This is a genomic window from Undibacterium sp. Di26W, from assembly GCF_049340265.1.
GTDB lineage: Bacteria > Pseudomonadota > Gammaproteobacteria > Burkholderiales > Burkholderiaceae_D > Undibacterium.
The window spans coordinates 115,982-140,579 of the sequence record NZ_JBMPOR010000017.1; the positions used below are offsets into that span (position 1 = coordinate 115,982).

Annotated in this window: 19 protein-coding genes; 12 read left to right on the plus strand and 7 right to left on the minus strand. The window is 52.9% G+C overall.

Annotated elements, in window-relative coordinates:
* The first annotated feature begins 38 nt into the window (after positions 1–38).
* From mutM to ACO0LM_RS19140, 6 genes are all read left to right on the plus strand, one after another.
* Complete coding sequence (mutM, locus tag ACO0LM_RS19115) at positions 39–860, plus strand: bifunctional DNA-formamidopyrimidine glycosylase/DNA-(apurinic or apyrimidinic site) lyase (RefSeq protein WP_423038934.1); 822 nt, start codon at positions 39–41, stop codon at positions 858–860.
* A gap of 103 nt (positions 861–963) precedes the next feature.
* Positions 964–2,901, plus strand: a complete 1,938-nt coding sequence (locus ACO0LM_RS19120; protein WP_423038936.1) for a dynamin family protein — start codon at positions 964–966, stop codon at positions 2,899–2,901.
* Between the two features lie 30 nt (positions 2,902–2,931).
* The gene (mutY, locus tag ACO0LM_RS19125; protein WP_423038938.1) at positions 2,932–4,077 is read left to right on the plus strand and encodes an A/G-specific adenine glycosylase; all 1,146 of its coding nucleotides are present in this window, start codon (positions 2,932–2,934) and stop codon (positions 4,075–4,077) included.
* Between the two features lie 77 nt (positions 4,078–4,154).
* Positions 4,155–5,678 carry an alpha/beta hydrolase gene (locus ACO0LM_RS19130; protein WP_423038940.1) on the plus strand — a complete coding sequence of 508 codons (1,524 nt, stop codon included), beginning with the start codon at positions 4,155–4,157 and terminating at the stop codon, positions 5,676–5,678.
* Positions 5,675–6,505: an ATP-binding cassette domain-containing protein gene (locus ACO0LM_RS19135; protein ID WP_423038942.1), complete on the plus strand. Its 831-nt coding sequence runs from the start codon at positions 5,675–5,677 to the stop codon at positions 6,503–6,505. The genes ACO0LM_RS19130 and ACO0LM_RS19135 overlap by 4 nt, the downstream gene beginning before the upstream one ends.
* Positions 6,505–7,668 (plus strand): ABC transporter permease, encoded by a 1,164-nt coding sequence (locus ACO0LM_RS19140; protein WP_423038944.1) that lies wholly within the window; start codon positions 6,505–6,507, stop codon positions 7,666–7,668. The genes ACO0LM_RS19135 and ACO0LM_RS19140 overlap by 1 nt, the downstream gene beginning before the upstream one ends.
* 34 nt (positions 7,669–7,702) lie before the next feature.
* On the opposite strand, the gene rapZ is transcribed toward ACO0LM_RS19140, so the two are convergent.
* The 7 genes from rapZ to ilvA all read right to left on the minus strand — a co-directional run bounded on the left by rapZ (position 7,703) and on the right by ilvA (position 16,108).
* Positions 7,703–8,566, minus strand: coding sequence for an RNase adapter RapZ (gene rapZ, locus ACO0LM_RS19145; RefSeq protein ID WP_422988326.1), 864 nt, complete (start codon positions 8,564–8,566; stop codon positions 7,703–7,705).
* Positions 8,567–8,586: 20 nt separating this feature from the next.
* On the minus strand, positions 8,587–9,528 hold the full coding sequence (hprK, locus tag ACO0LM_RS19150; protein ID WP_422988324.1) for an HPr(Ser) kinase/phosphatase: 942 nt from the start codon (positions 9,526–9,528) through the stop codon (positions 8,587–8,589).
* A 91-nt stretch (positions 9,529–9,619) separates the two neighbouring features.
* Positions 9,620–10,093 carry a PTS sugar transporter subunit IIA gene (locus tag ACO0LM_RS19155; protein ID WP_422988322.1) on the minus strand — a complete coding sequence of 158 codons (474 nt, stop codon included), beginning with the start codon at positions 10,091–10,093 and terminating at the stop codon, positions 9,620–9,622.
* A gap of 103 nt (positions 10,094–10,196) precedes the next feature.
* Positions 10,197–12,863, minus strand: a complete 2,667-nt coding sequence (locus ACO0LM_RS19160) for an EAL domain-containing protein (protein ID WP_423038946.1) — start codon at positions 12,861–12,863, stop codon at positions 10,197–10,199.
* Between the two features lie 113 nt (positions 12,864–12,976).
* Positions 12,977–13,561 carry a hypothetical protein gene (locus ACO0LM_RS19165; protein ID WP_423038948.1) on the minus strand — a complete coding sequence of 195 codons (585 nt, stop codon included), beginning with the start codon at positions 13,559–13,561 and terminating at the stop codon, positions 12,977–12,979.
* An 80-nt stretch (positions 13,562–13,641) separates the two neighbouring features.
* Positions 13,642–14,487, minus strand: coding sequence for an NADPH-dependent 7-cyano-7-deazaguanine reductase QueF (gene queF, locus ACO0LM_RS19170; RefSeq protein WP_423038950.1), 846 nt, complete (start codon positions 14,485–14,487; stop codon positions 13,642–13,644).
* Positions 14,488–14,557: 70 nt separating this feature from the next.
* Positions 14,558–16,108 carry a threonine ammonia-lyase, biosynthetic gene (ilvA, locus tag ACO0LM_RS19175; protein ID WP_423038977.1) on the minus strand — a complete coding sequence of 517 codons (1,551 nt, stop codon included), beginning with the start codon at positions 16,106–16,108 and terminating at the stop codon, positions 14,558–14,560.
* Positions 16,109–16,206: 98 nt separating this feature from the next.
* On the opposite strand from ilvA, the gene ACO0LM_RS19180 reads away from it, so the two are divergent.
* The 6 genes from ACO0LM_RS19180 to ACO0LM_RS19205 all read left to right on the plus strand — a co-directional run bounded on the left by ACO0LM_RS19180 (position 16,207) and on the right by ACO0LM_RS19205 (position 24,268).
* On the plus strand, positions 16,207–16,698 hold the full coding sequence (locus tag ACO0LM_RS19180; RefSeq protein ID WP_423038952.1) for a YqaA family protein: 492 nt from the start codon (positions 16,207–16,209) through the stop codon (positions 16,696–16,698).
* A 16-nt stretch (positions 16,699–16,714) separates the two neighbouring features.
* Entirely contained in the window at positions 16,715–17,578 is an 864-nt protein-coding gene (locus ACO0LM_RS19185) for a metallophosphoesterase (protein ID WP_423038954.1), read from the plus strand.
* Between the two features lie 204 nt (positions 17,579–17,782).
* A complete protein-coding gene (locus ACO0LM_RS19190) occupies positions 17,783–19,084 on the plus strand; it encodes an HAD family hydrolase (protein ID WP_423038956.1) in 1,302 nt (433 codons plus the stop codon).
* A 365-nt stretch (positions 19,085–19,449) separates the two neighbouring features.
* Entirely contained in the window at positions 19,450–23,424 is a 3,975-nt protein-coding gene (locus ACO0LM_RS19195) for a DUF3683 domain-containing protein (RefSeq protein ID WP_423038958.1), read from the plus strand.
* Positions 23,424–23,852, plus strand: a complete 429-nt coding sequence (locus tag ACO0LM_RS19200) for an HIT family protein (RefSeq protein WP_423038960.1) — start codon at positions 23,424–23,426, stop codon at positions 23,850–23,852. Before ACO0LM_RS19195 ends, ACO0LM_RS19200 begins: the two co-directional genes overlap by 1 nt.
* The gene (locus ACO0LM_RS19205; protein WP_423038962.1) at positions 23,849–24,268 is read left to right on the plus strand and encodes a gamma-butyrobetaine hydroxylase-like domain-containing protein; all 420 of its coding nucleotides are present in this window, start codon (positions 23,849–23,851) and stop codon (positions 24,266–24,268) included. Before ACO0LM_RS19200 ends, ACO0LM_RS19205 begins: the two co-directional genes overlap by 4 nt.
* Positions 24,269–24,598 lie beyond the last annotated feature (330 nt).

Here is a 24,598-nt window from a genome sequence, read left to right on the forward strand (position 1 = left end):
TACACTGTGTCAAATTGTAATGGTAAAAGTTCCCGCCCATGCCAGAATTACCTGAAGTAGAAGTGACCAGACGCGGCGTCGCGCCTCACCTGACCGGAAAAACCGTGAGTCAGGTCATCTTGCGCAGGGATGGCCTGCGCTGGCCTTTCCCGCCGGATTTGCCTGCATTGCTGACTGGCCAGCGCATTCTGGCTACCGGCAGGCGCGGTAAATATCTTTTATTGCATTTTCCGCATGGCTGCGTTTTGATCCATCTGGGCATGTCGGGACATTTGCGGGTCTTGCATAAAGATGTGCTGCCAGCCAAGCATGATCATATTGATATTGTCATCGGTGATATGGCCCTGCGCATGACCGATCCGCGCCGTTTTGGTGCGGTACTGTGGCATGCCGCGACAGACGGTGACATTGAAGAACACCTGTTATTACGGCAATTGGGGGTGGAGCCACTGGAACCCGGATTCAGCGCGGAATTGCTGTACCGTGAGACACGTCAGCGCACCGCGCCGGTCAAGCAGGTACTGCTGGCGGGCGATATTGTGGTGGGAGTTGGTAATATTTATGCATCAGAAAGCCTGTTCAAGGCTGGCATTAATCCCAAAACTTCGGCTAAACGTATCAGTTTGGCACGGTATACCTTATTGGCAGATGCCATCCGGGTCACCCTGGCCGCTGCCATAGAACAGGGCGGCAGCACGCTCAAGGACTTTCTTGGAGTGGATGGACAAAGCGGCTATTTCCAACAGTCTTATTTCGTCTATGATAGAACTGGAGAGGCCTGCAGAATCTGTGGCCAGGCCATCAGACAGATACGTCAAGGGCAGCGCAGCAGCTTTTATTGCGCAAAATGTCAGAAATAAGCCCAATAAATCGTCTGAAATGTAGGCAAAATTCAATTTACGCGTATTTTTTCCAGAGCTTCCATATATACTTGGAAAATTAAAAAAGTTAACTGAGGGGAACATGAGCAATCTGGTTCAAAAATTCCAGGAGTACAGCGACTGGCGCAAAGGAGTGGTGAAAGCGCTGGAGCAGTATCGTACGTGGATACATGGATCGGATATGGCCGATGCCGCCAGTGACCAGCGTATTGCGCGATTGATGGAAAGACTGGTTGACGACAAGCTGTCCATCGCTTTTGTTGCAGAATTTTCACGCGGCAAGTCAGAGTTGATCAATGCGATTTTCTTTGCCGATTACGGTCAGCGCATTTTGCCATCATCCGCCGGTCGTACCACCATGTGCCCGACCGAACTATTGTATGACGATACGATTCCGCCCTGCATACGCCTGTTGCCCATAGAAACCCGGGCCGAAGCGCAGTCCACCAGCGAATACAAGGGCCAGAGTCATGTCTGGACCGTGCTGCCACTGAATATCAATTCCGGTGACGGCATGCTGGAGGCTTTCAAACAGGTGAGTCAGACCAAGAAAGTCAGCATAGAATTAGCAAAATATTATGGCTTGTTTGATGAAAACGATCCAGATGCTGCGCTGGAAGTGGATGAAGATGGTCTGGTTGAAATTTCCCAATGGCGCCATGCCATCATCAATTTCCCGCATCCCTTGCTGAAAGAGGGTCTGATCATTGTCGATACCCCTGGCTTGAATGCCATCGGTACCGAACCTGAACTGACGCTGAACCTGATTCCGAATGCGCATGCAGTATTGTTTATCCTTGCGGCCGATACCGGTGTCACCAAGAGCGATATCGATGTCTGGCGTAATCATATTGGCAACGGCCCAGGCCGCATGGTGGTGCTGAACAAGATCGACAGCATGTGGGACGAGTTGCGTACGCCGGAAGAAGTGGAAGCCCAGATCGTGCGCCAGATCAGCACCGTTGCACATACATTGGCAATCGACGAAAAACAGGTATTCCCGATTTCTGCGCAAAAAGGCCTGGTCGCCAAGATTAACAAGGATGCGCCTCTGTTGGCCCGCAGCCGCTTGCCGTCGCTGGAATATGCACTGTCCAAGGAATTGATACCGGCCAAGCAAAACATCATCCGTGCCCAACTGACTTCGGAAGTGAATGAAATCACCAGTGGTCAGCAAGCCATCATTTCTGCCCGCAGCCGCAGTGTGGTCGAGCAGATGCTGGAATTGAAAAGCCTGCGCGGCAAGAACATGAACGTCATCGAACACATGATGAAGCGCATCGATGCCGAGAAAAAAGAATTCGATGCCAGCCTCTTGCGCATGCAGGGCACACGCTCGGTATTCACGCGTTTGTCCACCGAGGTGTACACCAGCCTGGGTATGGACATCTTGCGCGAAGAAATACGCAAATCGCGTGAAGCCATGGAAAAGAGCAAGTTCTCTACCGGCCTGCGTGAATCGGTCAGGCATTTCTTTGCCCAGGTCAAACTGAATCTGCTGACTTCGAACAAGAAGACGGATGAAATTTCGGAAATGATGACTATCATGTACCGCAAATTCTCGACCGAGCATGGCCTGGCACTGTCTGCACCGATGCCGTTCTCACTGGATAAATACATCAAGGAAGTCGAAGCGATTGAAGCTGTGTACCAGAAACAGTTCAGCGCCAAGACCATGCTGACCACGCCGCAAGTCGTGCTGATGCATAAATTCTTTGATTCAGTGGCTGCCAGGGTCAAGCAAAGCTTTTTGCAAGCCAACCGTGATGTCGAAGCCTGGCAGAAAGTTGTCATGGCACCGCTGGAAGCACAGATCCGTGAACACAAGAGCCAATTGAAAAACCGCATGCAGTCGATACAAAGAATTCATGTGGCGACTGACAGCCTGGAAGACAAGATCAAGTCTTTCGAGACCATGCAGGCAGATATCGATGCACAAAAGGCTTCACTGACCACGCTGGAAGAAAGTCTCAAAAACGCCCTCACTGCAGAACTGAGTGCACTCAAGGTCGCTGCCTGATAGATGAAGTCTCCCGTATCAGCAAACAGGATGGTGACAGAAAGCCATCCTGTTGCAGCCGACCCCGATTTTTCCTCCCGTCTTATTGCATGGCAAAAGCAGCATGGCCGACATGGCCTGCCGTGGCAGCAGAGCCATGAAGCATATCGCGTCTGGCTGTCTGAAATCATGTTGCAGCAGACCCAGGTGACGGCTGTCATTCCTTATTACCAGCGTTTCCTGACATCGTTCCCCACGGTATTTGCACTTGCTGCCGCACCAGTGGAAGAAGTCATGGAACACTGGAGCGGTCTTGGCTATTACACCCGCGCACGCAATCTGCACCAGTGCGCAAAACAGGTGGTGGAAAAATACCAGGGGCAGTTTCCGGCTGATCCGGCCTTGTTGCAGGAACTGCCAGGCATAGGCCGCTCCACTGCGGCCGCCATCACGGCGTTTTCATATGGCACCGTGGCAGCTATTCTGGATGGTAATGTCAAGCGCGTGTTGGCCCGCGTCTTTGCGATTGATGGTTATCCCGGCAGCAAACCGGTTGAAGACCAGATGTGGAAGCTGGCGCAAGCCTTATTGCCGGCACAAGGCATACAAGCCTATACCCAGGGTTTGATGGACATGGGGGCGACGCTGTGTGTTCGCAGCAACCCCAAATGCCAGCAATGCCCGTTTCAGGATCGCTGCCTGGCCTATGCCCAGAGCAGGACTGCAGAATTGCCAGAGCGCAAACCCAAAAAAGCCCAGAAGGAAAAACAGGCCATCATGCTGGTGGTGCAGGATGGTCAGCAGATATTGCTGGAGCGCCGTCCGCCGACTGGCATCTGGGGTGGCCTGCTGTCTTTGCCAGAACTGGCAGGCATGCAGGAATATGGCGCTGACATGATTTCTGTGGATGAACAAATGGCTGAACTGAAACAAAAGGCTGGCCGCTTTGGCGTGATTAACAGTATCCAGATTTTGCCTGTGGTCAGCCATGCGTTTACCCATTTCAAATTACAGATTTTGCCTGTGCACGTGCAATTGTCTGAGCGTCATGCGATGATTTCGGAAGCGGATCATAGCTGGGGAAACCTGCGTGATGCCGGACAACTGGCCTTGCCTGCTCCTATAAAAAACCTGTTGATGTCCCTGGGTACGCAAGCCCGTCTGGCTTTCGATACGATGGGTAAGGACGGCAAATAATAATTAATCAGTGGATGCTGATGCCATCTAGCTGTATCTGTATCTCTGTGGAAATCAACATTAGTCAGGAGACTGCTTTGTCGAAACGTTTGATACTCAGACTTTTGTCCGGGTTTGCCCTGTGTACGTCCATGGCCGCCCATGCCGCTGTGGCCAAGCCTTGCCGCTTGCCGGATTTTTCGGAGGAAGTGCAATGCGGCCAGATACAAAGACCCTTGAATCCGGCGCAGCCGCAAGGCAAGAAGATAGACATCCATTATGTCGTCATCCCTTCCCAGGACAGGAACAAATTGCCGGATGCGGTTTTCCTGCTCGCTGGCGGACCGGGGCAAAGTGCCATCAATGTTGCCAGTTGGGCGAATGGCTTGCTGGCCCGCATGAACCGTCGTCGTGATCTGGTGTTTGTGGATCAGCGCGGCACCGGCCGTAGCGCGCCACTCGAATGCCCGGCGCTGGAAAAGGCCGATGAGGTCTTGTCGCCCGAACAAAAAGTCAAACTCACCGATGATTGCCTGCATCAGTTGCAGACCTTGCCGTATGGTGACTTGCAATATTTCAGTACCAGCATAGCCATGCAGGATCTGGAAGCAGTACGCCAACAGCAGGGCTATGGCCGTATCAATCTGGTTGGGGCTTCTTATGGTACGCGCGCCGGCCTGGAATATCTGCGTCAGTTTCCACAGTCGGTACGCCGGGTCGTGCTGGATGGTGTGGTGCCACCCGATATGCGCCTGGCCAGCTCGGATGCACAAAAGGCACTGGATGCCCTGTTCAGGGATTGCCTGAAAGAGCCGGCCTGCAATGCCAGTTATCCTGATCTGGCGAATCGCTGGAAAAAACTGCTGGCCAGCCAGCCGCAAAAAATCAGCATGCCGCATCCACGCCTGGGTACCCCACTTAAATTCGAGATGACGCGTGACGGTTTGCTGGGGTTGGTGCACAAGACCCTGTACAGCCCGACGGCCTTGTCGGCCTTGCCGTATGCGCTGACGCAGGCGGCGCAGGGCAATTATGCACCGCTGATCACCATGAGTGGTGCCACCAGCCTGCCGGGACCGGGCGGCATCGCCTACGGCATGCATTTTTCTGTATGGTGCGGTGAAGCCTTTGCACAGCCAGGCAGTTTGCCGGCAAATGATGACTTTGAAAAACTGATGGCCGAGATGTATACCCAGACTTGCAAACAATGGCCACGTGCAGAAATTCCTGCTGCGTTCTTTACCATCCCGCTGAGTGTATCCCCGGTATTGCTGTTGAGTGGTGGCCTGGATCCTGTAACCCCGACCAGACATGGCGAGGCAGTTGCCAAAGCACTGGGGGCAAAAGCGCGTCATGTGCAGATCGAGAATGCTGGCCACGGTTTACTGGCGCAGGGCTGTGTGCGGGATGTCGTGCATCGCTTCCTGAATGCCAAGGAAGACGACGAGGCCATCAAGGTGGACGCGAAATGTGTGCGCCAGATACCCAGGGCGCTGGCATGGCAGGCACCCGTACCGGCAAAGAGCGATAAAACTGCGGACAAAACTGTAGACAAGATAGCTGATAAGAGTGGGCTCAAAGAAAAGCTCAAAGAAAAGCTCAAAGCGGAGCTCAAACCATGATTATCGTGAAAGACCTGCACAAGGAATTTGTGCGCATGGGCAAATCATCCGGCAACGCCCTTAGCAGCGTGGCGCGCAGCCTGGGCCTGATGAAAAAATCCAGCGAAGTGGTACGCGCTGTCGATGGTGTCAGCTTCACCGCGAATGATGCCTGCATCACCGGTTTGCTGGGGGCGAATGGTGCTGGCAAGACCACCAGCCTGCGTATGATCGCGGCCCTGTTGCAAGCCGACAAGGGCGACATCATGGTGGATGGCACTGCCGTCAAGGCCGGTACTTCATCCACCCAATCGCAGATGGGGGTCTTGTCTGATGCGCGTGGCCTGTATCCGCGCCTGACGGCCAGGGAAAATATTTTGTACTATGGTCTGCTGCATGGCATGGATGCGGGCCTGGCCGAGCAGCGTACCCAGCAACTGGCACACTGGCTGGATATGCAGACCCTGCTGGACCGGCGCACCGATGGCTTCAGCCAGGGCGAACGCATGAAAACCGCACTGGCGCGTGCACTGGTGCATGACCCGAAAAATATCATCCTGGATGAACCGACCAATGGCCTGGATGTGGTGGCGACGCGGGCCCTGCGAGAGTTTTTACGTTTCCTGCGCTCACCCGAAGGTGGCGGTAAGTGCATCATCTTTTCTACCCACATCATGCAGGAAGTTGAACGTCTGTGTGATCAGGTGGTGATTGTTGCCCAGGGCAAGGACGTGGCCCATGGCACGGTAGAAGAATTGTTGCAGCAGTCAGGTGAAAATAATTTTGAAGATGCATTCGTCAAACTGGCATTCCTGCATCCTCAGTCATCTCTGTCGGGAGTGAATTGATGAGAGCGAGTTTAGCTATTTTGCGCAAGGAACTGCGCGATGCCCTGCGCGATCGGCGTACCCTGCTGGTGGCCCTGATCAGTTCCCTGCTGGGTGTGCCTTTGATGCTGCTGATTTTTTCCGTGGTCCTGTCGCAGGTCGAATCACAGGAAGAAAAACGTTCTGTCATGGTCATCGGCATTGAACATGCACGTGGCCTGGAAAACTTTATCGCCCGCCAGGGTTACAAGCTGAAAACCGCGCCCGCTGATTACGAAGCGAAATCACAAAGCAAGGAACTCGATCAGCCGGTGCTGTTGATTCCCGATGATTTTGACGACAAACTGGCGGCAGGTGATAAAGCCACGGTGGAAATTGCTTATGATACGTCGAATCGTCCGGCTGAATTTGGTGTGCGTCCCCTGCGTCGCCTGCTGGATGCGTATGCGCAAGAGACGGCCACCATGGGCTTGCTCATGCGCGGGGTTTCGATAGAATTGTTGCAGCGTATCGATGTCCGTGAACGGCACTTGAAAAAGCCGGATGAACGCAAGGCCACGGTGACCACCATGCTGCCCATGATGGTCTTGATGGCCATCGTGCTGGGTGGCATGTATGCGGCCATTGATACCACTGCCGGTGAACGTGAACGTGGCTCGCTGGAACCACTGATGATGAATCCCGTCACTGGCTGGCAACTGACGATAGGCAAATGGGGGGCGGTTGCCATTGTTGGCATGGGGGTGGTGGTGCTGACCATCTTCAGCTTCTTCCCCTCGCAATGGCTGATCCATAATGAAACTCTGCGTGCCGAATTCCAGTTCAATTTCAGGGATGCCATGGGCTTTCTGTTTGTGCTGTTGCCGCTGGCCGCCAGCATGGCAGCGATACAGATTGCCGTTTCACTGGACTGTAAAAGCTACAAGGAAGCCCAGGTACGCAACCAGTTGGTGACCATGTTCATTCCCTTCGTTTCACTGGTGCCCATCCTGTTCCCGGGCAGGGAGCCAGCATGGTTCCAGTGGGTGCCGGTACTGGCGCAAAACCAGATGATGAACCAGGTATTGAAAGGGGAAACCTTGAGCCCGCTGGCGGTCGGCATTGCCTTCCTGGTGTGTGCCCTGATGAGCCTGTTCAGCCTGGCTTATATCTCACAAAAAATGCGCAGGGTGGTGATGCACTGAGTTTAGGCTCCGGCATGCTGCGGGAACAGCGTATTCATGACAGGCGTCTGTGTCTGACCAGAACCTGTTCCTGGCTCTTGAAATGCGCTGCCAGTTTTTCCACCATATACACGGACCGGTGCTGGCCGCCGGTGCAGCCTATGGCAACGGTCAGGTAGCTGCGGTTGTCGCGTTTGAAGGCAGGTAACCATTTGGCGATGAACTGGCTGATGTCGGCGAACATCTCATGCACGATGGCCTGTTCTTTCAGGTACTGGATTACTGGTTCATCGCGTCCGGTCAAGGGGCGCAGGGCGGGGTCGTAATGCGGATTGGGCAGCATCCTGACATCGAACACAAAATCAGCATCCAGCGGTACCCCGATCTTGAAGGCAAAAGACTCAAACATCAGCGTCAGCGGTGCATGGCTGATCTGTATAACATCCTTGACCCAGGCGCGCAGCTTGTTGGCGCTGAGGTCGCTGGTATCCATGACGTGGGCGACCAACTGTATGCCTGAGAGTATCTCGCGTTCTTCCTGTATGCATTCGGTCAGGCTGAGCCTGTCGCCGGGTTCTTTGTCAAGGCCAAGGCGGTGTGACAGGGGATGGCTGCGGCGGGTTTCTGAAAAGCGGGCCACCAGTGATTCGGTACTGGCAGTCAGGAACAGGACTTTGACATCATGCCCCTGATCACGCAGGGTTTGTATGGCTTCCGGCAGGTTGGTCAGCAAGTGCGCACTGCGGGTATCGATGGCGATGGCGGCGGAAGGTATGCCTTCTCTGATCAGAGTGGTGACCAGGTCTGCCAGCAGGCTCGGTGGCAGGTTGTCGACGCAATAATAGCCGGCATCTTCCACCACATTCAGGGCTACCGATTTGCCCGAGCCGGATATGCCGGAGATAAGCAGGATTTCCATAGACTTTACTTAGTGGATATTCAGTCACCGTTTTCCATGGCACGTCGTTGACGTTCCATGAAATCTTCCAGAGTATTAATGCCACGTAATTGCAAGATGGTATTGCGTACCGCTGCTTCCAGCAAAACCGCGATATTGCGGCCGGCAGCAACCGGGATGACGACTTTCCTGATCGGCAAACCCAGCACTTCTTCGGTCTGCGAATCGATGGGCAGGCGTTCGTAATTTTCTTCCAGCGTGCTGCGGCGAACCAGATGCACGATGAGTTTCAGGCGCATCTTGCGGCGTACTGCGGTTTCACCAAAGATGGTTTTGATATCCAGCAGGCCCAGGCCGCGCACTTCCAGCAGGTTTTGCAACAGCTCGTGGCAGCGGCCTTCTATCATATTCGGGGCGATGCGTGAAAACTCGACCGCGTCATCGGCCACCAGACCATGGCTACGTGAAATCAATTCCAGACCCAGTTCGCTTTTACCCAGACCGGATTCACCGGTGATCAGCACACCTACCCCCAGCACATCCATGAACACGCCATGCATGGTGATGCGCTGCGCCAGTTTTTTGGACAGATAAACACGCAGGTAATCGATGACCTGGGCCGATGGATAGGGGGTGGAAAACAGGGGGATATTATTGTCGTCACAGGTCGCCAAAAAGGCTGGTGGCGAATCCAGCCCCTGGGCGACGATCAGCGCCGGCGGGGCACCTGCCACCAGTTCACGCATCAGGTTGTTGCGTGAGGCATTCGACAGGCGGTTGTAATACGATAATTCCTGATGACCCAGCACTTGAATCCGGCCCGGATGGATGAGATTCAAATGCCCTACCTGATCGGCGGAGGAAGCGGCGTCACCGGTAATCTGCTTGTCGGCACCAGAAAAGCCGGCAAACCAGCCCAGTTGCATGGTGTCACGATTGTCGTCGTAGATTTTTTGTACGGTTAATTCTGTCAGTGATGGCATGGCTATAGGGGCGGTCTGTGTCAGGACTTCAGCAAAAGCATGACCAAACTGGCCGGCCAAACGGACTTGCCATGGTCACGTAAAGGTGAAATCAGGGTGTTTCAGGCAAATCAGGTCGCCATGCCATGATTCTGTCGTAAATGGCGCCAGCATTGACTTCCGTATTGAGCGTATCACGGAAACTTTCATTGGACAGCATTTCTGCCACTTCTGACAAAATCTCAAGATGCTGCTGGGTGACATTGTCAGGCATCAGCAGGAAGATCAGCAGGCTGACGGGCTGGCTGTCGGGGGACTCAAACGGGATGGCTTCTTTCAGCCTGACCAGCGCCGCAATCGGGGCCTTCAGGCCCTTGATGCGGCCATGCGGAATCGCTACGCCATGCCCCAGTCCGGTAGAGCCCAGGCGTTCACGGGCAAACAGGTTATCGGAAACAACGGAGCGCGCTATGCTGCAATTATTTTCGAATAACAGCCCGGCCTGTTCAAATGCTCTTTTTTTGCTGGAGACTTCCAGATCCAGAAGTACGTTGTTGAGAGGCAGGATTTTTGCAATATTCGTCATGGTGCAAGATCAGTTTACAGCGGAATGGTGCAGTGCACAAAGTTGGGTTTTGACAAATTATAGGCTTCTTTTGACTGCTATGCGTAAAACTTGGTGAACACTTTTAACGAACATTGTCACCTAGTAATTTTTCGAATTTATCCACAGGCAAAGGTTGACTGAAATAAAAGCCCTGCATTTCGTGGCAACCAGAGTCAGCCAGGAAGAACATCTGGTCTGCTTTTTCCACACCTTCCGCTGTGACACTCATGCCCAGTGCATTCGCCATGGCGATAATGGCATGGGTAAGGATGACGGAATCCTGGTTGTGCGGGATTTCACGAATGAAGGAGCGGTCTATCTTCAGGTTGTCGATAGGGAAACGTTGCAAATAGGATAAAGAAGAAAAACCTGTACCGAAATCGTCCAGCGAAATACTGATGCCCAGCTTTTTGATGGCATCAAAGACCGGCAGCAACAGGTCGACATCCCCCATCAGCAAACCTTCGGTAATTTCCAGTTGCAGGGCAGTAGCCGGCAAGCCGACTTCCTGCAACACCTGCTCTATGTATTTGGGCAGGCCAGGGTCCTGGAATTGCTTGGGTGAGATATTCACGCTGATGACCAGGTCGGGCAAATACTGCTGCCGCCATAACTGGGTTTGCAGGCAGGCCTGGCGCAATATCCAGCGACCCAGTGGCAGGATCAAGCCGATTTCTTCCGAGATGGGGATAAATTCATTCGGTGGAACCAGGCCCACCCCCGGCATTTGCCAGCGTATCAGGGCTTCCGCACCGACTATGCGTGAAGTGCTGAGGGATATCTTGGGCTGGTAATACACCAGGAATTCATTTTCTGTCAGTGCACGGCGCAGATTGGTTTCCAGCGCATAGCGGTGCTGTGCACGGACATTCAGTTCGGTGGTAAAGAACTGGTAGTTGTTACGTCCGGAATCTTTCGCATGGTACATGGCCGAATCGGCACAACGCATCAGCGTCGGACCATCTTCGCCGTCATGCGGATAGACGGCGATGCCGATCGAGGTACCCAGATGGTATTCATTGCCTTCAATGACGAAAGGATCGCGCATGCGGGCCAGCACGCGTTCGGCCAGGTCCTTGAGCTGCGAGGCATCTTCAAAGGCTTCTGCCACGATGACGAATTCATCACCGCCAAGACGGGCCAGCATATCAGTGCTGCGTATGCATGAACCCAGGCGTGACGACACGTCGCGCAACAGGGTATCACCGGCCGCATGGCCGGCGGTGTCGTTGACGTTCTTGAAGCGGTCCAGGTCCAGGAACAGCAGGGCCAGCCGGTGTTGCGTGCGCTTGGCTGTCGACAGGGCCTTGACCAGGCGCTGGTTCAACTGGTGCCGGTTTGGCAAACCTGTCAGGGCGTCAAAGGACGCCATGAAATTCAATTGCTTTTGTGTTTCGCGGACTTCAGTGGTGTCGGTAAACGAAATCAGCACGGCCGACACCGAGGCGCTGCTTTTCTTGTTGATCGGCAGTACATTGACCAATAACCAGACGACCGATCCATCGCGCAATTCCACCCCCATGGACAGGTTCAGAATTGGGGTCCTGCTACGGAATACCTGGGACGCCGGGTCATCACCCATGCGTATCGACTGGCCTTCGTCACCCAGGATATTCTTGAAATAACGATGGCGCCGGCCTACGGTGCTGATGTCTTCTATCTTCAGGATGCGCTGGGCGCTAGGATTGCAGGTCAGGATATGGCCGGCCGGGCCTATCACCATGATACCTTCACTGAGATTGGTGACCACGGAGCGATAGCGTTCTTCGCTTTCCTCCAGGCTTTGTTCCATATTCTTTTTATCGATGGCCAGACCGATGAGGTCGCAGGCATCCATGATCATGGCGCGCTCGTCGTCATTCGGGCTATGTACCGTCTTGTGATAGACATCGATGGTACCGAGCAGGCTGTTGAACGCGGTCGTGATCGGCAGCGACCAGCAAGAGCGCAAGCCGTGGCGCAGTGCTGGTTCTCGCAGGTTTTTCCACAAGGGGCTGACGGCGATGTCCTGGACGATGGTGGTGCGCTGATAAAAAATTGCCGCCGAGGCCGAACCTGAACTGGTATTGACCGGCAGGTAATTCAACAAAGTGGTATAGCCATCCGGCAGTGAGGGGCCAGCCCCCAATGTCAATTGCTGGCTGCTGCTGTCAAACAGGCTGATCGCACACAGGGCACCGTTGTCGAGCAGCCTTTCCATGCGGTCACAGACATCTTCCAGAATATCGGCCAGCGGTTTGTCGAGCGCGATCATCTCGAGAATTTCTTTCTCGTGATGCAGGGCTTCATGTACGCGGCTGGATTTAGGGCGCACCTGATCCGTCACCGGCAAGTTGGTGACTGAGGTGCCGTGACGGGTGTTGATTTCACGCGCAGTCAGCAGAATGGCTGTCTGCTTGTTGAAGCTGAACTGGGTGCCACGTACTTCTATGTCCAGTAACTGGCCATCCAGCCGTATGCATTGGCAGACATGCTTGCTTTGCGCGCCTTCTTTCCGCAGTTTTTGCAATATGGTCCTGGCACCTTCATGGTGCTGGCCATGCAGGAAGGCTTCCGGTTTCAAACCTATTAATTGCTGCTGGTCTGCTGCCCGCATCAGTTCTGTACCGGCGGGATTGGCGTACACCAGATTATCGTCTATCAAGACATACATCGCATCCGGATTATTTTCCAGCAATGCCATATGCCAGTCATCACTGACGATATGCTCGCGCATGCTACTAGTGGAAAACGGTATCGGTGATATCACGATAATCTTAGTAAGTAATAAGTCTGACTACTTTACATCAAGCAACAGTCTAGGACAATGATGGCAATTAGCTAGCATATTAAAAATATATCAAATAAGGCGTTTTGATGCGTTCAATTCAGGTCGAATCGCGCAAATAAGAAAAGAACGTCACCATTGCCCTTGTTTTTGGAAAAACGCGGCACATAGGTTGCCATCAGCTTGCTGCTGCGGGTGCCGATGGAGGCGACCGGCAAGACAACAGGGAAGGGGACGCCGCTGAAGTAATCAGTACGGCTGATCAGCGAGCCCGTCCAGCCGCCACCGACTTCGACTTTGTCGCCCAATGGTTTCATCCATTGATAGGCATAGCCCGCCATTAGCTGGGGGCGGAAATGGGAATCAGAAATAGCCATGCCATACAGGAATTCTTCATTGTCGGCCTTGTCGCGTATGGCTTTGGAAAAGCCCATGCCCCAGGTGCGCTCATTCAACTCGGCGATTCTGGCGGCGGTATAGGTGTTACGGCCATGGTGGGTGTAACCGGCCACCATCAGTTGCAGATCGCCTTCATCCAGGATTTTGTTGACCTTGGCTTTGGAGCTGTCCCACCAGCCCATGTCATCCTGGCTGCTGGTTTGTGCCTGCGACGACAGGCAGGCCAAGAGACTGGATACGCACAGCGCGGCGCGCAGTGAAAAATGATTGAACTTCAGCATAAATAGATATTGAATAGATATTGAAATGGTAATGAATAAAAATACGCACCAGCTTGGCAAAACAATTGCCGGTAGCTGACTTATTGGCGCGTATTGCGACGATTGTCCGGGCCCTGGCCAGAACTGAAATTGCTACGCCAGGGGTTGATATCCAGTCCGCCGCGTCGCGTATAGCGCGCATAGACAGACAGCTTTTGTGGTTTGCATTGGCGCAGGATGTCGACAAAGATGCGTTCTACACACTGCTCGTGGAATTCGTTGTGGTCGCGAAAGCCTATCAGGTATTGCAATAGTTTTTCCTGATTGATTTGTGAACCGACATAATGGATTTGTACGCTACCCCAATCCGGCTGGCCGGTGACCAGGCAGTTGGATTTCAGCAGATGGGAAATCAGGGTTTCTTCTACCGGCGCTTCGTCAAAATTGGCTGTCAGCAGTGCCGGGTTCGGGGTATAGCTATTGACTTCTATATCCAGCCTGTCCAGCAACTGCCCCTGCATTTCATGCATGGCCAGTTTCTCGAACTGATCCGGGGTTGTCAGCCTGACTTGTACTGCTGCGCCAAAGCCGGCGGACAAATCGGCCTGCAACAGGCTGACCAGTGCGTCGCTACCTGCCAGGCGTGTCTGGTTGAAAGAATTCAGGTACAGCTTGAACGACTTGGACTCGATGATGTTGGGTGAATCAGCCGGCACCGTGATGGCCGCAATCGCCACCTGTGGTTTACCGCGCAAGTTCAGCCATGACACTTCATAGGCATTCCAGATATCCACACCAAAAAACGGCAGACTGCCGGTCAGCCCGATTTCTTCTCTTTTTCCACTGCGGGAAATCGGGAATAGCAGGCTGGCATCATACTCGGACTTGTAAGTCGCGGGCTTGCCCAGTAAAGAATGTTCGGGCGTACTTGGTACGGAATCTGTCATATTGTCTTGCTCGTTGTTGCTATTGCTTGCTCAGGCTAAATCAGGTCAATTCAGACCAACTCAGACCACATCAGCCCAAAAATAATTGATAAACTGGGTTCTTGCTTTCATCCCAGTAGCGGTAACCTAATGTTGCCAAAAATTCACGGAAAGCTTTCATTTCCTTCTTTGGAACTTGTAAACCGACTAAAGTTCTGCCGTAATCGGCACCGTGGTTACGATAGTGGAACAAACTGATGTTCCAGTTCGGTGCCATGCTGTTTAAAAAGCGCATCAGGGCACCCGGACGTTCCGGGAATTCAAAGCGGTACAGCAATTCATCTTTGGCCAGGCTGCTCTTACCGCCTACCAGGTGACGAATATGTAATTTTGCCAATTCATCATGGGTCAGGTCCAGTGCAGGGAAACCGTGTTTGGCAAAATTCTTAGCAATTTTGCCAGATTCCAGCTTGTCGTGTACTTGTATGCCGACAAAAATATGGGCGGCTTTCTCATCGCTGATGCGGTAATTGAATTCCGTCACATTGCGTGCACCCACCAGTTCACAGAAACGGCGGAAGCTGCCGCGTTCTTCTGGGATGGTAACCGCAAACACGGCTTCGCGTGCTTCACCGACTTCGGCACGTTCGGCGACAAAGCGCAGACGGTCAAAATTCATGTTGGCACCGCAGGCGATGGTGATCATTGCTTCGTTCTTCAGCGGTTTCTTGTCAGCCTTGGCGCGTTCTATATACGCCTTGCAACCAGCCACGGCCAGCGCACCGGCGGGTTCCAGTATGCTGCGGGTATCCTGGAACACGTCCTTGATGGCAGCGCAGACGGCATCGGTATCGACCGTAATCACTTCATCCACATACATTTTTGCCAGGCGGAAGGTTTCTTCACCCACCAGCTTGACGGCTGTACCGTCAGAAAACAGGCCCACATCGGCCAGTGTGACGCGCTTGCCGGCTTTCAGGCTGCGTGCCATGGCGTCAGAATCCGTGGTTTGCACGCCGATGATCTTGATGTCGGGGCGCACCGCCTTGACATAGGCTGCCACGCCAGCGATCAGGCCACCACCGCCGATAGCAACGAAAATCGCGTGGATGGGTTCGGAATGCTGGCGCAAAATCTCCATGCCCACCGTGCCCTGGCCAGCAATCACATCCGGATCATCAAAAGGGTGAACGAAGGTCAGCTTGCGTTTCTTCTCCAGTTCCAGCGCATGGCCGTAGGCATCCGTATAAGAATCACCGAACAGGACGATTTCTACCAGGTCACCACCATGGGTGCGTACGGCATCGATTTTTACGGGAGGTGTCGTGGTCGGCATGACGATGACCGCCTTGCATCCTTTTTTGCTGGCGCTCAGGGCCACGCCCTGCGCGTGGTTGCCAGCCGAGGCACAGATGACGCCACGCTTCAATTGTGTCGGGGTAAGATGGGCAATCTTGTTATAAGCACCACGCAACTTGAAGCTGAACACGCTCTGCATGTCTTCGCGCTTGAAGTAAATTCGGTTATCCATGCGTGCCGACAGACTGGATGCGAGTTCCAGCGGGGTTTCAAATGCGACGTCATAGACGCGCGCTGTCAGGATCTTTTTCAGATAATCGGTGCTCATGGATGTCTTATTTATGGTTAAAAATGACTGAACTAAGTCTAATTTGCTGCTTACGTAATTGAAATTACCGGCGCCATTATAATGGATGCCTTTTACAGACATAGCAAAACGCAATGATAGAAGCGGGCATACACTGGTTATTGAGCGTTCTGGCCCAGCCTGAAATTGGTCTGACTTCGGTTTTCCTGATCAGTTTTATCTCGGCGACTTTACTGCCCCTGGGGTCGGAACCGGCGGTTTTTGCCGTCATCAAAGCCAATCCAGATATTTTCTGGCTTGTGATCATGGTGGCAACCGTGGGTAATACCCTGGGGGGCATGGTTGACTATGGCATGGGCTATGCCGCCAAGCAGGCCTTTGACAAGGAAAGAGAAAGCTACTGGTATCGCTGGTTACAGCATTTTGGGCCAAAAACCATGCTGCTGGCCTGGCTGCCCGGCATCGGCGACCCCATCTGCACCCTGGCAGGCTGGCTGAAAATGCCCTTCTGGCCCAGTGTCATGTATATGGCGATAGGTAAGTGCCTGCGTTACATACTCATTACCTGGCTATTGCTGAAACTGCCTGACGGTTTCTGGCGCAGCATTGCCAATTACATAGTTTGATTGGCGCAGCAGGTATATGGGACGGGGTAAATATTACACGTGGTGGCGACGTACTGGCGAAAAGCTGGAAGCTGCGTTCTATCAGGAAAACTGGGCTGCACGCATCGCCTATGCCCTGAAGTTGCAGGGCGCTTTACATGTGGACAGACGTGATTTTTACCTGCCCGTGGCACAGGGTTTCACATGTAAACTGGCTTTTATTTCAGATTTGCATGCAGGCCCGCTGACTGATGTGCGTTTGCTGGAACAGGCATTTGCTACCATAGCTGCTTTTGCCCCGGATGTCATCCTGTTTGGAGGTGACTATGTATCCCTGCATGCCAGGCATATGCGGCATTTGCTTGGGCCGCTGAGCTTGCTTAATCCCTCTACCCCCAAGTTTGCCGTCATGGGCAATCACGATCTGTGGCTGGATGACACGCACATCGTCAATTGCCTGCAGGATGCTGGTATTGAGGTCTTAGTCAATCAAAACAGGCGTTTGCCTGCCCCTTTTGCAGATATTTCCATCTGTGGCATGGATGAACCTGGAGTTGGCGTGCCGGATGCAGGGCAGACTTTTGCCGGGTCAGGGGATGTGCGCTTGTTGCTCATGCATTCACCTTTGGGTCTCAAGCATATAGATCAACATGATTTTGCCATCGCCTTTTGTGGCCATACCCATGGCGGACAAATTGCCACGCCCGCTGGCAAACCGCTGATCTTGCCGCCAGGTTCGGGCGAACGCCGCTTTGCCCAGGGTTTGTTTACCTTGCCCGGCCAGCGCCTGTTGCTTACTAGCCGTGGCATAGGCATGAGTGATTTACCGATGCGTTTGTTTGCCCCTTCAGAAGTGCATTTATGCCATTTGCATTCCACTCATGACCGTTTGGCACGGTAATACGTACATCAACGTACATCAAATCTTGCAATCAATGACCGGTCTTGTACTGAATAGTATTTTTCAAAAAAATGCTGCCGTTTTACAGGCTTGTCATAATCCTTGACTATCATTCTTGCCTGACATCATAAATAGGCGTTTTTTAGCGTACTTGAAAATAGTCAAGACACTTGCCCTTGGCATGTGCATTACGAGGAAATCAAAATGCAAGATAGCAAATCAGCAAACCAGCCTGCACGTCGCGGATTTTTGCATGGTCTGGTGGCCACAGCAGCAACTGCCACCCTGGCCGCGCCAGCGCTGGCAAAGCCAGCCGCAACAGCCGCCCCTGTATATCTGGATGCTGCAAAATGGTCGCCACGCAACCGTGAATTGCTGGCGTCGCTGATTGCCCGCCATGGCAGCGCCAGCAAGAGCTATTCGGCCAAGCGCAAGCCTTATGCTGTTTTTGACTGGGATAACACCAGCATCATGAATGACTGCGAAGAAGCGTTGCTGATGTACCAGATCAACCACCTGGCGTTCAAACTGACACCTGCAGAGTTTTCTGCCATCATTCGTCAAAACGTGCCTGCTGGTAATTTTACTGCCGACTACAAAAATGCCGCAGGCAAGCAACTGGACCTGGAAAGCATCTGCACCGATCTCGACAGCGATTACGCTTACCTGCACGGCAATTACAAAGGCATGGCCGGTAGCCGCAGCTTGGAAGACATCGCAGAAACTGCGCAGTTTCAGGACTTTCGCGCCAAACTCTATCTCCTGTACGAAGCTGTCAATGACACGCATGGCGTGAATGTTGGTTACCCATGGGTGATCTACTTTTTCGCCAACATGACAGTCACCGAAGTCAGCGCACTGGCAGAGGCATCCAATGATGCCAATCTGGGCATGAGTCTGACCAAGACCAAATACAGCAGCCCGGCATCCCTGCCTGGCGTCGCTGGTGTCGTTACGACTGCACACTTCCACGGCATACGCCTGTGTACAGAAGTGGCAACACTGATGGACAGTTTCCGTCAAAACGGTTTCGACGTGTATGTCAGCACCGCTTCGCTGGAAGACGTGGTAGCTGTCTTTGCTACCAATCCTAAATATGGCTACCACGTCAAACGTGAAAACGTCCTGGGCTTACGCCTGGAACAAAATGGCGATGTCTATAAAAACGCCTACCGCAAAGACTGGCCTTTGAACTGGGGCCCAGGAAAATCTGCTGTCATCAAGCGTGAACTGGTCGCCAAAAAAGGCTACGGCCCGGTATTCGTTGCTGGCGACAGCGATGGTGATTACGACATGCTGCGCGATTTCACGGAAACAGAAATCGGTCTGGTCGTGAACCGCCTCAAAAAAGGCAAGATCGGTGAATTGTCAAAGGCGGCTGCCGACGCCGCCAAAGAAGCCCATCCGCGCTTTTTGCTGCAAGGGCGCCAGGAATCTACAGGTAACTGGTTGCCGATGGAAACTACGCTGAAATACGGCAAGACTGCGCCTGCATTGCTGGGTTGATTGGATTGATGGCGTTAATTGTTGATTGATACCGCAGGGGGCCATCGTGCTTTCTGCGCAGTGCACCGGGTTCTGATGCCAGGATGAACGTGAATAAAAAACGATCAGAGCCCACTTGCAGGCGGGTGTAAAATACGACTACTGATGTAGAGCAAATTTGCCCACTGCTTTTTTGCATGGTCTTAATTGTGATGAATTTGCAAAGATAGCCGTTTTTGCGTCATTTATGACAGCTTTTGCCAAATTCCATTTGGAAAATTGCCAGAGCTACCATGCATTACCGTATAAACTTCAAGGCTGTTGGAGCGTGGTGCATCGCAATAAGTTAGAATGGATGTTTAAAAATCCGTCCAACCACGTCACTGATGAACGCTCCAGCCCAAATCCAGGCCCTGCTTGCTGACACGCCCCAAGGTGCCACTCCTACCCGCGTGCGGGAAATTCCTTATAACTACACGTCGTTTTCTGACCGCGAAATCGTCATCCGCCTGTTGGGTGAAGATGCATGGCGATTGCTGGATCAATTGCGCGGCAAACGCCAGACTGGACGATCTGCGCGCATGCTGTATGAAGTGCTGGGGGATATCTGGGTAGTACGCCGTAACCCTTATCTGCAAGACGATATGCTGGATAACCCCAAGCGTCGGCAGGATTTGATTGATGCCTTGAACCACCGGCTGGCCGAGGTGGAAAAACGCCGCCTGAGCACGGCCAATGACGACGATACCGAACGCAGCAATAGCGTAGAGACGCTGGTGCAGGGCGCACGCAAGGCGGTTGCTGCATTTTCCAAGGAATTTCGTGACACCTATGATTTGCGCAAGAAAGCCAGCAAGTTGCTGGCGCGTTTTACCGCAAAAGACAATATCAAGTTCGACGGCCTGAGCCGGGTATCGCATGTCACTGATGCGACTGACTGGCGTGTCGAGTATCCCTTCGTGGTTCTGACGCCAGATACCGAAGATGAAATGGCTGGGCTGGTCAAAAGCTGCATCGAACTGGGTCTGACCATCATCCCGCGTGGCGGTGGCACGGGTTACACCGGTGGTGCGATACCGCTGACACCTTTGTCGGCGGTCATCAATACCGAAAAGCTGGAGCAACTTGGTGCCGTGGAAATGACACGTCTGCCAGGTGTTGACCGCGATTATGCGGTTATCTATTCTGGTGCCGGTGTGGTGACCAAACGTGTGTCGGATGCAGCTGAAAAAGCCGGCTTTGTATTTGCGGTTGATCCGACATCTGCCGAAGCTTCCTGCATAGGCGGCAACGTCGCCATGAATGCGGGTGGCAAGAAGGCAGTATTGTGGGGCACGGCGCTGGATAACCTGGCTTCCTGGCGCATGGTTGATCCGAATGGTGATTGGCTGGAAGTCACCCGCCTTGAGCATAACCTCGGCAAAATCCATGATGTGGAAATGGCCAAGTTCAAGCTCGAATGGACGCATCCGGGCGAGAAACAGCCGTTCAAGACGGAACAACTGGATATCAAGGGCCGCGTATTCCGTAAAGAAGGTTTGGGCAAGGATGTGACTGACAAATTCCTCGCGGGTTTGCCAGGGGTGCAAAAAGAAGGTTGTGATGGACTGATCACGTCGGCACGCTGGATCTTGCACAAGATGCCGAAATTTACCCGCACTGTCTGCCTGGAATTTTTTGGTCAGGCGCGTGATGCCATACCTAGCATTGTTGAAATCAAGGATTATCTCGACAGTGAAACCAAAAAGGGTGGTGCCATCCTGGCTGGACTGGAACATCTGGATGAGCGTTATCTGCGAGCAGTTGGTTATACGACCAAATCCAAACGCGGTGTTTTGCCCAAGATGGCGCTGTTTGGTGACATTGTTGGTGATGATGAAAATGCCGTGGCACAAGCCGCGTCTGAAGTCATACGCATTGCCAATACCCGCGTCGGCGAAGGCTTTGTTGCCGTCAGCCCGGAAGCTCGCAAGAAATTCTGGCTGGATCGCGCCAAAACGGCGGCGATTTCCAAACACACCAATGCCTTCAAGATCAATGAAGACGTGGTGATACCGCTTAACCGTATGGGTGAATACACCGATGGTATAGAGCGCATCAATATAGAATTATCGATACAAAACAAGCTGGCCTTGCTGGCTGCTTTGAAGGCTTTCTTCGCCAAACGCAATCTGCCGCTGGGCAAGAGCGAAGATGCGGCTGGGGACGATATCCCCGCATCAGAATTATTGGAAGACCGCGTCAACCAGGCCGACGTCTTGTTGCAGGAAGCAGAAGCACGCTGGACGTATTTGCTGAATAATCTGGACAAACCACTGAGTGCAGCGAAAGCAGAGTTGCTGACCCTGGGCCTGGATAAACTGGAATTTGTGTTCGATGAAAGACTGAAGAGTCAGCCTGATGCGACGGTGTTTTCCATCCTCCAGGACAGGACAGTCAGGGTATCGTGGAAGACAGAAATCCGTGCACAATTGCGTCATATTTTTAATGGTGGTGCCTTCAAGCTGATACTTGATGAATGCGTGGCCCTGCATAAAAAAGTCTTGCGTAGCCGCGTCTTTGTCGCCCTGCACATGCATGCGGGCGATGGCAACGTGCACACCAATTTGCCGGTCAATTCTGACGATTATGAAATGTTGCAGGTGGCGCATCATGCTGTCGCCCGTATCATGGTGCTGGCGCGGTCACTGAATGGCGTCATCTCTGGCGAGCATGGCATAGGCATCACCAAGCTGGAATTCCTGACCGAAGATGAAATCAAGGATTTCCGTTCGTACAAATTACGTATCGACCCTGAAGGCCGCTTCAACAAGGGCAAGCTGTTGAACCTGCCCGAATTTGCTGCCGACCTGCGCAATGCCTACACACCTTCGTTCGGCCTGATGGGGCATGAATCCCTGATCATGCAGCAAAGCGATATTGGTGCGATTGCGAATAGCGTCAAGGATTGCCTGCGTTGCGGCAAATGCAAACCGGTCTGCGCGACCCATGTACCACGCGCCAATTTGCTGTATTCGCCACGTAACAAGATTTTGGCAACCTCGCTGCTGGTTGAAGCCTTTTTGTATGAAGAGCAGACCCGTCGCGGTATCTCGATCAAGCATTGGGAAGAATTCGAGGACGTGGCCGATCACTGCACGGTCTGCCATAAATGCGTAACCCCATGCCCGGTCGATATCGACTTTGGTGACGTGTCGATGAACATGCGCAATCTATTGCGCAAGATGGACAAGAAATCCTTCAACCCTGGCACGGCGTCAGCCATGTTCTTCTTGAATGCCAAAGACCCCGCCACCATCAAGGCGGCGCGCCAGGTGATTTTTGGCTGGGGTGTGGCGGCACAACGCCTGGGTAATACGGTATTCAAAAAGTTCGCCAAAAAGCAGACCAAGGCACCACCAGCCAGCTTGGGCAAGCCAGCCATACGCGAGCAGGTGATTCACTTCATCAATAAAAAAATGCCAGGCAATTTGCCCAAGAAAACTGCGCGTGCCCTGCTGGACATTGAAGATGACAAGATGGTGCCCATCATCCGCAATCCGCAGACGACGACGGCAGATACCGAAGCCGTGTTCTATTTCCCCGGCTGTGGTTCGGAAAGGCTGTTTTCGCAGGTTGGTCTGGCAACCCAGGCAATGCTGTGGAATGTCGGCGTGCAAACCGTGCTGCCGCCGGGTTACCTGTGCTGCGGTTATCCGCAACGCAGCGCCGGCCAGTTCGACAAGGCCGAGAAGATGATTACCGATAACCGGGTCTTGTTCCATCGCATGGCGAACACCTTAAACTATCTGGATATCAAAACCGTGGTGGTTTCTTGTGGCACCTGTTATGACCAGATACAGGGATATGAATTCGACAAGATATTCCCTGGCAGTCGTATCATTGATATTCACGAATATCTGCTGGAAAAAAATGTCAAGCTGGCTGCCGTGAGTGGTACGCGTTATATGTATCACGACCCTTGTCATACACCGATGAAATTGCAAGACCCCTTAAAAACGGTCAATGCACTGATCACCACCGTCGATGATGTAAAAATCGAAAAGAATGATCGTTGCTGTGGTGAGGCCGGTACTTTGGCGGTGTCACGTCCTGATATCTCTACCCAGATACGCTTCCGTAAAGAAGAAGAGATGAACAAGGGTGCTGATAAACTGCGTGCCGATGGCTTTACCGGTGACGTCAAAATCCTGACATCCTGCCCGGCCTGTTTGCAAGGCTTGACGCGCTATGATGAAGATTCTGATACGACTGCAGACTACATCGTCGTCGAAATGGCCAAGCATATCCTGGGGCCAAACTGGATGCCGGAGTATGTCGCCAAAGCCAATAACGGTGGTATAGAAAGGGTGCTGGTGTAATGTCGGTGACTTGTGAATTATGCGATGCCGGTGCTGGCGATATCATCGTCAGTACAGATCAGTTACGCGTCATCCTGGTGGACGATATTAACTACCCTGGCTTTTGCCGCGTCATCTGGAATGCGCATGTAAAAGAAATGACTGATCTGTCTGAGACAGACAGGACTGTTTTCATGCAAGCCGTCTGGAAGGTGGAAGCGGCCTTGCGTGCAGTCATGCGGCCGCACAAGATGAACGTGGCCAGCCTGGGTAATATGGTGCCGCATCTGCACTGGCATCTGATTCCGCGCTATAGCGACGATGCGCATTTCCCTAATCCCATTTGGGCTGCTGCGCGTAGCGATACGCAGGATCAGTCTGCATTGGATGCGCGCCGCAGTTTGTTGCTACAATTAAGGCAGACCATTATTTCCAGTTTCAAATCATGAGTATAGGCAAACCACAGCCGACGGCCTTGAATGCACGTACGCTATCGCGCGTGCTTGAAGTGTCTTTTGACGATGGCAAGGAATTTTCTTTGCCCTTTGAATTACTGCGTGTGTATTCGCCATCGGCGGAAGTACGTGGCCATGGGCAGGGGCAAGAAACCCTACAGACTGGCAAGCGGGACATTGGTGTGCTTGGCATAGAGCCGGTGGGTAATTATGCGATCAAGCCCATCTTTTCTGATCAGCATAGCTCAGGCATTTTCTCCTGGGATTATCTGTACTGGCTGGGAGAGAATCAGGCACAGTTGTGGCAGGATTATCTGGAAAGATTGCAGGCGGCCGGGCATGCCGGGGAGACGGGGCGGGATGTACCTATGCAGGCGAAGGGTGCTGGAAATTGTGGTACGAAGCATTGAGTGTGCGTCGATCTCAAATTTCAAATGTAAGCCAGCACTACCACCTTTTGATAAACCCTGCTCATATTAACGTTATTCCTGCGCAGGCAGGAATCTACCGGGTTGACTCTCCAGCGGCATTCGTGGCATATCGTAAAGCTTTGCGTCGTGGCTAAATTTTGTAGGGTGCGCCATGCGCACCATAGCTTGTAGGTCGGGCCGGGTGTAGTGGTCAAGTATTTTCGGACACTGGGATAGGTTCTTTTTCTGCCATTTTTTGCTCATAGACACTGGGTGGCAGATTGCCCAGGGCAGAATGCAAGCGAACGTTGTTGTAAAAGCCCACAATAT